Origin of the sequence: Scytonema hankhaensis NUACC26 (assembly GCF_045865695.1) — a bacterium.
Lineage (GTDB): Bacteria > Cyanobacteriota > Cyanobacteriia > Cyanobacteriales > Nostocaceae > Scytonema.
In genome coordinates, this window is sequence record NZ_BAACAP010000208.1 from 67,902 (window position 1) to 80,434 (window position 12,533).

Genomic DNA, 12,533 nt, shown 5'->3' on the forward strand with positions numbered 1-12,533 from the left:
TTTGCAATCAAATAATACGAAAGAAGTTATAATCTGAATTTGAGTTTTTAATCTATTTTCTGGATGGGACATTTTTATGATTCCAGCAGCGATCGCTTCCCCCAAAAAGGAAGAACCTCTTAGCTAGGGCAAAGATGTATTCATTGCGAAAGTTCGTGTTTCGGCTAGAAGCCTGCACCACAAGAAATTTTAATGATTCAATTTTTTCCGAATATCTTTCAACATTAAAAACAAATGCAATTCATCAGTTGGACTACTTTCAAAATCAAATTGCTCATACCATTTTCGTGCTTCATCATCTTTCGCATGAACTAATAATGCACGAATTCCGAGAAGATCGGCAGCTGCATTAACACGTTTTAAGCAATCTTTTAATAAACCTTTGCCAACACCCATTTTCTGTCGCTCCGTATCAACTGCTAAACGTGCTAAAAGTGCTACTGGAATTGGGTATCCGGGTAGTCCTTTTACAATTCGACTAGGAGCATTTTCATGAGCAACAGATGCGACAGTTAAACTGTAATAACCAATTACAGCACCATGTAAGATAGCCACATAAGTCGTAGAACTATCAGAGTTTTGATTTTGTAAAGCGTAATCTGTCAGAAATTTATTTAAAGTCGGCTTTCCACAGTTAAAACTTTTAACATCGTGCTTAGCCGACAGCTTCTCAATATAAGGTTTATCTGATGGTAATGAATTATTCAAAGATACTTGGCTCCGTTAACAAACGAGCAAGACGTGGCTTTTCTTGTGGTGGAGAATCTAGAGCAGCTTGAAAAGCTCGCCACTGCTCATCATCTAGTACAAAAAGACGGCGGTCTGTCAATGTTTCCTGTGCCGCGATCAAACCATGCTCTAGTAAAAATTCGCTAACATTTTTGTTGCTCGCTGCAGCCGCCTGTTGTAGAAGCCTTTTGACTTTATAGCTAGTGCGGATATCTATCCGCTCTGTTCTTGGTTCGCTTAAATTACTCATATTTTTTTGATTATCTCTAATAATAATTTCAAAATATCATACACACATTGTCCTGACAAGAGCAAATAAAGTATTACTTAGTAAGGGACTTCCAAATAAAAAAATATACAACTTTCTCTTGTGGTGCGGAGAGCAGCGCTCTCCGGAGGGTTAGCCCGAACTCACAGCGACTGGCAAACCCCGAACGCGAGTGCGTCTCCGCGCTTGAGATAGGGGCGCTGCTCTGGGTCCCACAAGATGGATAATTTATTTCTTGGACATCCCCTAACAACTAACAACTACTCCCGAACCGCCATTCGATTACCTATAGGCGTAGGTAGGGCTATGCCGCACAACAGCAAACGGTGGGCACTGCCCACCCTCTAACAACTAACCGTTAAAAATTTCCAAGACTTGGCGACAAAAAAGTTTTAGCTTGTCACCGATTTCTGGAGTAGGTTCAGAGACACCAATAAAACTCCAATTTTCTACTGTAGAAAGTCGCCATTGTTCGCCAAGATGGTTGAATCCCGATACTTCTAGCCCTATGGCACGATGTGAATTGCCGATCGGGTCATGATAAAACCGTATTTGAATCAGGATACTGCGGCTTTGCCAGGATTTACTAAGACCTGGAAAATGAAAACCAATGTCTATGGAATCTGGGTCTATTAATTCCCTGGTTTGGGGATCGTTTTGCCAGGGTTTGAGGTCAGATCTAGCGTCTGGAAACTCAAATTTGAATAGGTTGACGATTGTAGCAATTTTGCTGGCGAATTCAAGGTTTGTTGCCATCTCAGCTGCATTCACGAATTAGCTCCTCTGTTGCTTTGACTCCTACAGGAATGTGAAGACAGATAACCACTAATAAAGCTTTTTGTATTAATGTTACAGATTATCAAGAATTTCTTTGTTTGAGCAACTTTCTATGAGATTTTCCTGACAAAATGGGGACTGGCGATTGGGGAATGGGAAGAGACATTTTCATTCCCTCGTGGTTGGATTTTCCTGTGAATGACTGGTTTAATATTTTTGAATTTAGTCTTCATATTAAGCAATTGTACTTAATTTTTTCAAGAGAAAATCAAAAACTGTCCTTTTGGTAGAGATTGTGAAGGACTGTTGATGGATTTTCAACAAAATCCACTATTGATAAGCACCTCGAAGATACCATGGCGATATAAAATGACACTGATAGTTGGCAAAAACAGGCAAAATACAACTTTAGGTTATGGCGCGTTATCGCTCAATTCTGTCACTGGTTCTCGTATTGTTGACAACATTCCTGGTTAGTTGTGGCGGTCCTTCAGTCGCAACACCACCTCCAACTTACACCCAAGCTCAGGTAGAGAAAATTCAAGAATATGTTCCTGAAGTTCAGGCTGTTAGCGAACGTGCGGCTGAACTACAAAGGCTGATCCAAACCAAACAGTGGGTAAAAGTCAGGAATTTTATCCACGGTCCAATGGCAGAAGCACGGTTGTCGATGAATTACATCACATCCAATCTGCTACCGCAAGATCAAAAATCGGCTCGCGAGAAAGTGAAAAGTTTGTTAGACCACTTAATTAAAGTAGACCAAGCTGCTGAGGTGGCAAATTATCAACAAGCTGTCATTAACTCTCAAGCCGCATTTAGCGATCTCGAAAACTTCCTCAAACTGGTTCCTCAACCGAGTACTCAGGCTGAGGCAATTTAGAAGTGATAAGGTGGAGAGGGGAATTCTCCTCTTTCCCCTTCCCTACATTAACGAGATGAAAGTATTGATTGTCGGTTGTGGTGTGGTTGGGGCGGCAATTGCTGATGAACTCAGCCAAGTTAAAGGGCTAAACATTACTGTTGTTGACCGCCAACCACCTGCTCGAGCCTCTACAGGAGCAGCATTAGGTGTTTTGATGGGTATCATCAGCCAAAAGGTTAAAGGTAATGCTTGGCGAATGCGTCAAATAAGCCTCGATCGTTATGAAACTCTCGTTCCAGAATTAGAAGCTATTACAGGTCGTCAAATTGCTTTTAATCGTCAAGGGATTCTTAGCCTTTGCTTGTTAGGAGATAACACAGCTGAGTGGGAAAAGTTGCAAGAAATTCGCCACGCTCAAGGTTTCCCTCTAGAAATTTGGGATGCGGCAAAACTCAAGAAGTTGTGTCCTCAAGTGAATAATGACAAAGTTACCAGCGCTGTGTATTCTCCTCGCGATCGCCAAATCGATCCTACAGCACTGACTTTGGCTTTGGTAGATGCCGCACGCGATCGCGGTGTGATTTTTAAATTCGGTGTTGATGTTTTGGGTATAGAATCCTTTGATGGAGGTAGTGACAAGAGTGGCTATCACATGAAGACAACAGAAGGAAAATTTCTTTGCGATTGGTTAGTCATAGCAGCAGGGCTAGGTTCATCTCCTTTACTGGCACAATTAGAGCAAGCGATCGATATCCGCCCAGTTCTAGGACAAGCTCTACAAGTACGCTTGGAATCTTCTTTGGGAAATCCAAACTTTCAACCAGTGATTACCGGACATGATGTTCATATCGTTCCCGTAGGTGGTGGAAATTACTGGATAGGCGCAACTGTGGAATTTCCTACGGATAGTCAACAGATACTAGCCAATGAAGAACTGTTGGAATCTGTCAGACAACAAGCGATCGCATTTTGTCCCGAACTAGCATCAGCCACAGTGACCCGTATGTGGTCGGGATTGCGTCCGCGCCCCGAAGGACGCCCCGCACCAGTTGTCGGTCAGTTACCCGGATGCGATGCTCCAGGAGGGAGCCGTCCAAAGGGCGATCGCGTCCTTTTAGCAACAGGTCACTACCGTAACGGTGTTTTACTAGCACCAGCAACTGCTTGCGCGATTCGTGAAATGATTGAGAAAACTATAAATTATGAATTATGAATTATGAAGTAAACTCCTCTTTATTTTGGTACAATTTTCATACTTTTTAATTAAATTTGCGCCTTTGCGCGAAGCATTTAATATCGCGATGACAATAACAGAAAATAAAATTCAAGCAGGATCTTTAGAGTGGTTTTATCGTGAATCTGTACCAATAGGTAGAACTGATTTACTACCCGTATTATTATTACACGGGTTAGTGTCACAAAGTTATAGTTGGCGCAATATAATGCCAGCTTTAGCACAACAAGGAACCAAATCCATTGCACCAGATTGGATTGGTTTTGGTTTTTCAGCAAAACCAGAGAAAAGAGATTTTGCTTACACGCCCGATACTTTTATTAATGCATTAGAAGCATTTATCAAAGCCATAGAAATTGAAAAATTTTCCCTTGTTTTACAAGGATTTTTAGGTTCCGTTGGACTACAATATGCTTTGCGGCATCCAGAACAAATAGCCAATATAGCTATATTAAATGCACCAGTTTCCAACCAAGCAAAATTACCTTGGAAAATTCAACAAATGGGATTGCCATTGGCAGGTGAGATGATGACTCAAGACCCTTTACTTGTCGATCGCACTCTAGAAGGTGGAAGTCGGTACGTCATCAAAGATAGCGATTTAGACGTTTACCGCAAACCTTATTTGAAAAGTTCCGCTTCTGGAAGAAGCCTTTTAGCAACGATTCGTAATTTGCAGTTAAATACAGCAATGACAGAAATTGAAACAGGTTTTCAACAATGGCAGCAGCCCATCTTAGTTCAATGGGGTACGACCGATCCTTGGTTACCCATAGACTTAGCACAAAATTTTGTAAATACACTACCTCATGGCGAATTAATTAAACTAAATGGTGGAGGACACTATCCCCAAGAACACCATTCAGAACCTATTCTTCAAGACCTTTTGCCCTTTGTGCGAGTTAAGGGATAGGGGATAGGGGATTGGCGATTAGGGGATTGGGGATTGGGTGACAAGGAGGAATCACCAATAACAAATGACAAATGACCAATGACAAATGACCAATGACATTTAACGGAGATAAAAATTCATGGCTTATTCTTGGTTTAAGGCTTTTCACATTGTTGGAATCGTGGTTTGGTTTGCTGGTTTGTTCTACTTAGTCCGTCTTTTTATTTATCATGTAGAAGCTAACGAAGAACCGGAACCCGCACGGACGATACTAAAAAATCAGTATCAAATCATGGAAAAGCGCCTCTACAACATTATTACTAATCCAGGAATGTTCTTGACGGTAGCAATGGCAATTGGTTTATTAACAACCGAACCAGAAGTTCTTAAGCAAGGTTGGTTGCACTTCAAATTAGGATTTGTTGTTTTGTTGTTGGGATACCATCATTACTGCAAGCGCCTAATGAAACAGTTGGCAAAGGATGAATGCAAATGGAGTAGCAAGCAATTGCGGGCGTTGAATGAAGCACCGACAGTCATGTTAGTGGTGATTGTCCTGTTAGCAGTGTTCAAGAATAATCTCCCTACTGATATTACCGCTTGGGTTGTTGTTGGTCTTGTGATTTTGATGGCAGTAACTATCCAGTTGTATGCAAGAAAGCGTCGTTTGGATAAGGAAAAGCAAACAGAACCAGTAGTACAGCAGCAAACTTAAGATGCTAAATTCCCGACTTTGTGAAAAGTCGGGAATTTGACTCAAAGAGAAATATGCCCAGATATTGTTAAACTGTACGCAATAGTATATTTTATAGAATTCTATGATGTCGATTGAACAACTGATGCAAGAAGCCGTATATAAAAGACCTACCCAAAGTTACCCAAGGCTAGACATTCTTCGTCATTGGTCTAATCGTTAAGGATGTCTTGGCTGAAAATATTCCTTTGCTTTCACTCTAGTCACATGACAATCACAATAGCACAGGGTGCTGTCTCAACCCACCATTTTAAGGTAGACGCGGTAGTAGGGTGGGCACTGCCCACCGTTCGTTATTGGTGGGCAGTGCCCACCCTACGTGTAATGGTAATTGAATGGCATCGAAGGGAGTAGCCTGCCTAGTTTAAGCTTCAGCAGATAAGCCATCTGAAGATAAGTTTCCCAGCATATTTTCCTCAAACAATAATTCTGGTGTAGAAATCGTAACAAAAGGAAGATGAGCGCCTACAAAACCTCTTTGAATCCGTTCTGATGTTTCAGGGAATAAAACAAACAATGGATATATGGTATTTGTACCTTCACTTAAAATATGTTTGTAACGGGCAGGCATAAGCCATTCATAGTCTTTATCCAAATAAACCTGTGTTTGTCGCCAACGTCCCAATAAATCAGAAAAATCTTCGTGGGGACGATGAATAAAAATCAAGATTTCAGGTCCGGTTTTTATTTTCCATTCAGGATCGCACATTAAAATGGCTACATCACAGGGGAGGCGAATTGCTTCGGCTGTTGTGGCTTCGCTACGAAGATGGGCAACAGGTAACGGAATTGCGATCGTGCTTTCATCCGGACGTCGCAAACTTGGAATCATTTCTAGGTAGGGACGATGTTGTTTTAGGAGTGCGATCGCAGACTCAATATTGCTATACTCTGCTAAACACGCTTCATAATGTGATTTTTGTACCGACATAAAAGATGATTTATAAAGTAAACATTAAAACATCGTAGGTTGGGTTGAGGAACGAAACCCAACAATAAGGGTTCAATATTGGATTTTGTTGCTCAACTAAGAGGTTGTTTGAAAAGTGGTTAGCTATGATTTTAATCGCATCATTACCCCCTTAATTCCTCCGATGTATTGGGGGGAAACAAAAAAAATCCGGTTCCCTTCCCAATACATAGGGGAGGGTTAGGGTGGGGTAAAAAATATTTGATACATCGATCGGGACTTTTCAAACATCCTCTAACAATTCGATTCAATATTGGATTTTACTGCTCAGCCTAACAATTTGATTCAATGTTGGATTTTGTTGCTCAACCTAACAATTTGATTCAATGTTGGGTTTCGTTCCTCAACCTAACAATTTGATTCAATGTTGGGTTTCGTTCCTCAACCCAACCTACGCGATATATCTTGGCGATTTAAAATATCATAATTCAATCTTTCTCCTCATTTAGCCTAACTTCTCGAAGACTGCAAACAGAGGTAGATACATAGACATCAGAATAGTACCTACCATACCGCCTAAAACCACAATCATAATAGGTTCTAAAATACTCGTTAATGCTTTGACTGCCTGCTCAACTTCATCTTCATAAAAATCGGCAATTTTCATCAACATCCCATCCAATTCACCAGTTTCCTCGCCAATACTAATCATTTGAATTGCCATAAGAGGAAAAACTTTCTCTTTTTGCAAAGCGATACTAATCATACCTCCCTGTTGAATTTCCATTTTTGCTGCATCAATAGCATTAGCAACAACTTGATTACCCGATGTATCTCGCACAATTTCTAAAGATGTCAGAATTGGTACGCCAGAACGAGTCAAAGCACCAAAAGTTCGGCTAAAGCGAGCAACAGAAGATTTTTGAATTAAATCGCCAAGCAAAGGCATTTTCAGTGATAGACGGTCAATTGTTTCGCGACCAACTCTAGTTTTGTAGTACTGTTTATAGGCGATCTGAAAACCTACAATAACACCAATAACAATTATCATCCTCCAGCTTCGGAAGGTTTCACTACAAAACATCATGAATTGAGTGAGAGGCGGTAACGTTGTTCCTAACTCTTCAAAAATCTTAGCAAAAATAGGAATTAGAAAAACAGTCATCCCTACAAAGATACTAACTGCGATGAAGGTGACAGCAACAGGATAAGCCATTGCCGATTTAATTTGGTTTTGTAATCGTGCTACATCTTCTAGCAACTTAGCCAGACGATTCAAAACTTCATCCAAAACACCACCGACTTCACCAGCTTGAATCATACTGACATATAAACCATCAAAGCAATCCGGATACTTACGCATTGCATCTGAAAGGTTTACACCATTTTGGACTTCAGAACTGATACCTACGAGAGCTTGTTTGAGTTTAGGATTAGTACATTGTTCGGATAAAACTCCTAAACTTCTAACAATTGCCACACCTGCATTAACCAATGCAGCAAGTTGACGTGAAAAAACAGCTTTATCTTTAACAGAAACGCTAGCAAACTTTGTAGAAAGTTCTTTTACATCAAAACCTTGAGCTTGTTTTTTTAAATCTTGAATAACATAACCCTTTTGTCTTAAAGAAGTACGGGCATCAGCCAAAGAATCCGCTACAACTTTTTCTGTTTTCGCTTTTCCTTGCGAATCTTTAACACGAGCAACAAATGTTGGCATAGTATTACAATGATAGTGGTTAGTGGTTAGTGGTTAGTAGTTAGTAGTTAGTAGTTAGTGGTTATCTACTAACAACTGTACGGGCGCAAGGCATTGCGCCCCTACCAACCACTAACAATTAACAATTAATGTGCTTTAGCAGCTGGTTTAGCACCTGGGGCGGGTGGAGGTGGCGCACCAGGACCAATGAGACGTTGAACTTCATCTGGTTTAGAAGTCTTAGACATTGCTGCTTCAAAAGAAATAGTGCCAGCTTTATACAAGTCAGCTAAAACTTTTTCCAAAGTTTGCATTCCCAACTTACCTCCTGTTTGGATAGCAGAGTAAATTTGGGAAGTTTTTCCTTCTCGAATTAAGTTAGAAATAGCAGGTGTTACCACCATGATTTCTTGAGCCATGACCCGACCATACTCACCTGGTTTGGGGTTTTTCTTTGGAACTAGTGTTTGGCTGAATACTGCTACTAATGAGTTAGACAACTGCACTCGAACTTGCGTCTGTCTTTCATGGGGGAAAACGTCGATGATTCTATCGACTGTTTGTGCAGCAGAACTAGTATGTAGAGTTCCAAAGACTAAGTGTCCTGTTTCTGCGGCAGAAATAGCCAAAGAAATTGTTTCTAAGTCCCGCATTTCACCCACAAGAACGATATCTGGATCTTCCCGAAGTGCGGCTCTCAAAGCATTAGCAAAACTCTTAGTATCCTCATTAAGTTGTCGTTGGTGGATTAAACTTTTAACAGGTTCGTAAACAAATTCAATAGGATCTTCCACAGTCAAAATGTGTTCTGCCTTAGTGCGGTTGATTAAGTCAATACAAGCAGCTAAGGTTGTGGTCTTTCCAGAACCTGTAGGACCTGTAACCAAAACCAATCCTCTGGGCTTATCTACCATTTCCCGAACAACATCTGGTAAACCCAATTTTTCAAAGTTAGGAATCTTAGAACTTAATGCTCGCAAACAAGCAGCATAAGCTCCGCGCTCTTTATAAACGTTAACCCGGAAACGTGCCAATCCTTTAACACCATAGGAACAATCTAACTCCCAAGTTTGTTCCAAGGTTTTCCGTTGAGTATTATTCAACATACTAAAAATCAATCTTTGGCACTGATCCACTGTCATTGGTTGGTCGCCAATAGGAGTCAATTTGCCACTAATACGAAAATAGGGAGGCAATCCTGCAGATAAGTGCATATCTGAACCGCCCATTTCAATCAATTGCTCCATCAAATCTTCAATCATTAATTCCATTTTTTCTTTCCTTCTGTCACTGGTCACTGGTCACTGGTCACTGGTCACTGAATCTAGGCGTCATACAGTACGGACAATCAAGCCATTCCGGTTGCAATCCAGCGTTGCAAGTTTTACAGGTAAGACCGCTCTTACGTTTGGCTTTTAATTCTGCTTCTAAACCTGTATCGGTGAATGTAACCCGTTCTACTTCTTCTAAAGTGGTGGCACCTTGGCGAACGAGATCTAAGCTGTAAGCTAACAGCGTTTTCATCCCTTCTTCCACTGCGACTTCTTTAATGCGTTCCGTTGGGGCTTCTTCGGTAATCAACGCTTGCAGGCGTTCGGTAACTCGCATGACTTCATAAACGCCACAACGTCCTTTATAACCAACGCCGTTACATTCCGGACATACGTGGTTTTTGGCTTTAGCTTCTTGAAGTTGCTCGGCTGAAAGGGTATTTGCTTTGTAAAAAGTGATACCTGCTTCTTGGCTGGCTGATAGCCCATAGCGAGCTAGTTCTTCTACAGTAGGAGTGTAAGGAATGCGACAACTGGAGCAAACACGCCGTACTAAGCGCTGTGCCAGTACACCAATGAGGGAACTAGAAACCATGAAAGATTCAATACCCATTTCTCCCAAACGAGCGATCGCACCTGGAGCATCATTTGTGTGTAAGGTAGTAAGAACCAAGTGACCTGTCAGCGCTGCCTCAATAGCAGTTTTTGCTGTTTCTTTATCTCGTGTCTCACCTACAAGTAACACATCAGGGTCTTGCCGTAAGAAAGCTCGCAAAGCCGTCCCAAAGTCTAGCCCTTTTTCCCGAATCACTTGCACCTGAGTGATTCCAGGTAAGCTGTACTCAATTGGATCTTCTACCGTACTGATATTAATGCCTGGAGAATTCTTTTCTGAAAGAGCGGAATACAAAGTTGTAGTTTTACCAGAACCTGTTGGTCCAGTTACTAGAATTAGACCAAAGGGACGAGCAACCATCTCTTTGACGATGTTTAATGTGTCGGGATCTGTAATCAGTTTATTAAGACCTAGTTGTGTTGAGGAGTTATCCAAAATCCGCAGTACTACCTTTTCCCCATAGCGGCTGGGCAAAGTATTAACACGGAAGTCAACTTTACGTCCCTCAAACATTCGTCGAATCCGTCCGTCTTGAGGTAAACGCCGTTCGGCAATATCTAGGTTGGAAATGATTTTGAAACGGGCTGTTACAGCAGGAATGATTTTTTTCGGCAGAGGGTCAAAAGCTTCACGCAGCACGCCATCTTTACGAAAACGAATGCGTAAGTTTTCTTCCTGTGGTTCAATGTGAATATCAGAAACCTTTTCGTGTAAAGCTTTAGCAAGAATTCTATTCACCAAATTAATGACCGGAGCATCTTCAGCCCCTTTCATTGCCGCACCCAAATCGGCTTCGCCGTCTTCGGGTGCATCTTCCATATTAAGATTTTCTAAATTTTCTAAATCTTGATTAATATCTGTAAATTTTTCCTGTTCTATGTGCTTTTGCCGAACAGCCAGTTCATCTAAATACTGGTTAATAAGTTGTTGGTAATCTTCCTGAGTAATAACCATGCGCTGCAATGCCAACCCTTGCGGGCGCAAGATACGGTTTAAGTCATCTGAAGCTTCCAAGTTATCAGGAGCTACCATCGCTATCAAAACAGAGGGAGGATTTTGGTCATCGTGTTTTGTTAGAGGAACCAAGCGATGGCGACGACATATATCCACTGGAATGAGGGTGTCAATCAATTGACCAACTGTTGTTTGTCCAACTTGGCTGACTTCCGGATCGAGAGATTCAACACCGTATAGTATTTTGAGTTCAAATAATTGCTGCTTTTTATACTGTCTGAGTAACTCTGGTGTTAGTTGCCTGCCTGAAATTGCTTCCAATACTTCTGTCAGGGGTCTGCCTGACTTGCGGCTTTCTATCAGCGCTTGTCTCATTTGTTCGCTGTCAACAAAGCCAGATTGCACGAGTTTGTTGCCGAAGGGCGAAAACTCAGCTCTTGTTGTAAGAGCAGTACTGCGCCTCTGTGGTGACGAGTATGTCATAGTATGTCGTTAGTTGCGGAAACCTCTAGCTAAAGTGTTCCCAACCTTGGCGACAGAATTGACATTGACACTTAAAAATCAGTGAGCACCTGACCAGTGACCAGTGAGCACCTGACCAGTGACCACCTGACCAGTGACCAGTAATCAGTGACCACCTGACCAGTGACTAGTGAGCAGTTAATCCCTATACTGATAAAATAGGGGATTTACATCATAAATCAATTTCTGGTTTACCTGATATAAGTTTTGGAACTTTTAAAATATACGTAACTGGCTAATAATTACCGCTTACTGATGAGCGATCGCTAAAAAGTTACGTAACTTGTTAAGTGTTACGATGACAGGTTACTGGTCACTGGTCAGGTGCTCACTGGTCAGGTGCTCACTGGTCAGGTGCTCACTGGTAACTGGTAACTGCTCACTGCAATGTAGCGATAACCGTAAAATATTGCGCCTGGAAAAAGTACACAATGGTAGACGAAAATCAACAGCAGAACAATATAAATCAGCAATTAGGTGAACTAACTGAGGAACAGCAAACAATGACCGACTCTACAGTTCAAATCAACGGCAACGAAGCCGGAAATGAGATCGATGGACAGCCAGACGCTCAAACTGAGGTAGTCTTGGAAACAACGGTTGCTAATCAAGACAGCAATGTGTCCGCGACTGCTGACGCGACTAGCAATGAATTCAAAGCCAGAGAAACTGAACTGACTCAACAAATTGAGTCTCTCAAAGCACAGCTAGAAGAGCGCAGCACTCAGTATATGAGAATTGCGGCTGATTTTGAAAATTATCGCAAGCGCAACCAAAAAGAGAAAGAAGATTTAGAACAGCAACTTAAGCGGAATACAATCACTGAATTACTCCCAGTTGTCGATAATTTTGAACGGGCGCGAGCGCAAATTAAACCCCAGAATGATGGTGAGATGACCATTCATAAGAGCTATCAAGGTGTTTATAAGCTCTTAGTTGATTGTCTCAAACGTCTAGGCGTTTCCCCCATGCGTCCTGAAAATCAACCATTCGATCCCAACCTACATGAAGCAGTATTGCGGGAACCTACGGATGAATATCC

General features: G+C 41.5%; 12 protein-coding genes. 5 read left to right on the forward strand and 7 right to left on the reverse strand.

The window, feature by feature from the left end; genetic code table 11:
* Positions 1–189 precede the first annotated feature (189 nt).
* From ACKTT2_RS25875 to ACKTT2_RS25885, 3 genes are all read right to left on the reverse strand, one after another.
* Positions 190–708 (reverse strand): GNAT family N-acetyltransferase, encoded by a 519-nt coding sequence (locus ACKTT2_RS25875; RefSeq protein WP_407891938.1) that lies wholly within the window; start codon positions 706–708, stop codon positions 190–192.
* Positions 701–979: a type II toxin-antitoxin system TacA family antitoxin gene (locus tag ACKTT2_RS25880; protein ID WP_407891940.1), complete on the reverse strand. Its 279-nt coding sequence runs from the start codon at positions 977–979 to the stop codon at positions 701–703. The genes ACKTT2_RS25875 and ACKTT2_RS25880 overlap by 8 nt, the downstream gene beginning before the upstream one ends.
* 369 nt (positions 980–1,348) lie before the next feature.
* Complete coding sequence (locus ACKTT2_RS25885) at positions 1,349–1,768, reverse strand: Tery_1686 family protein (RefSeq protein ID WP_407891942.1); 420 nt, start codon at positions 1,766–1,768, stop codon at positions 1,349–1,351.
* A 421-nt stretch (positions 1,769–2,189) separates the two neighbouring features.
* Here ACKTT2_RS25885 and psbQ point away from each other — a divergent pair, with 421 nt between their 5' ends.
* The 4 genes from psbQ to hemJ all read left to right on the forward strand — a co-directional run bounded on the left by psbQ (position 2,190) and on the right by hemJ (position 5,480).
* Positions 2,190–2,657 carry a photosystem II protein PsbQ gene (gene psbQ / locus ACKTT2_RS25890; RefSeq protein WP_407891944.1) on the forward strand — a complete coding sequence of 156 codons (468 nt, stop codon included), beginning with the start codon at positions 2,190–2,192 and terminating at the stop codon, positions 2,655–2,657.
* Positions 2,658–2,712: 55 nt separating this feature from the next.
* Entirely contained in the window at positions 2,713–3,852 is a 1,140-nt protein-coding gene (locus tag ACKTT2_RS25895; protein ID WP_407891946.1) for an NAD(P)/FAD-dependent oxidoreductase, read from the forward strand.
* A gap of 88 nt (positions 3,853–3,940) precedes the next feature.
* Complete coding sequence (locus ACKTT2_RS25900; RefSeq protein ID WP_407891949.1) at positions 3,941–4,786, forward strand: alpha/beta fold hydrolase; 846 nt, start codon at positions 3,941–3,943, stop codon at positions 4,784–4,786.
* A gap of 118 nt (positions 4,787–4,904) precedes the next feature.
* The gene (hemJ, locus tag ACKTT2_RS25905) at positions 4,905–5,480 is read left to right on the forward strand and encodes a protoporphyrinogen oxidase HemJ (RefSeq protein ID WP_407891951.1); all 576 of its coding nucleotides are present in this window, start codon (positions 4,905–4,907) and stop codon (positions 5,478–5,480) included.
* Positions 5,481–5,883: 403 nt separating this feature from the next.
* Here hemJ and ACKTT2_RS25910 read toward each other — a convergent pair whose 3' ends face one another.
* From ACKTT2_RS25910 to ACKTT2_RS25925, 4 genes are all read right to left on the reverse strand, one after another.
* Positions 5,884–6,450, reverse strand: a complete 567-nt coding sequence (locus ACKTT2_RS25910) for a hypothetical protein (protein ID WP_407891953.1) — start codon at positions 6,448–6,450, stop codon at positions 5,884–5,886.
* A gap of 484 nt (positions 6,451–6,934) precedes the next feature.
* A complete protein-coding gene (locus ACKTT2_RS25915; protein WP_407891955.1) occupies positions 6,935–8,149 on the reverse strand; it encodes a type II secretion system F family protein in 1,215 nt (404 codons plus the stop codon).
* 125 nt (positions 8,150–8,274) lie between these two features.
* Positions 8,275–9,399 carry a type IV pilus twitching motility protein PilT gene (locus tag ACKTT2_RS25920; protein WP_407891969.1) on the reverse strand — a complete coding sequence of 375 codons (1,125 nt, stop codon included), beginning with the start codon at positions 9,397–9,399 and terminating at the stop codon, positions 8,275–8,277.
* 37 nt (positions 9,400–9,436) lie between these two features.
* Complete coding sequence (locus tag ACKTT2_RS25925; protein ID WP_407891957.1) at positions 9,437–11,452, reverse strand: GspE/PulE family protein; 2,016 nt, start codon at positions 11,450–11,452, stop codon at positions 9,437–9,439.
* 470 nt (positions 11,453–11,922) lie between these two features.
* Here ACKTT2_RS25925 and grpE point away from each other — a divergent pair.
* A partial coding sequence (gene grpE / locus ACKTT2_RS25930; protein WP_407891959.1) for a nucleotide exchange factor GrpE occupies positions 11,923–12,533 on the forward strand: 611 nt, incomplete at its 3' end.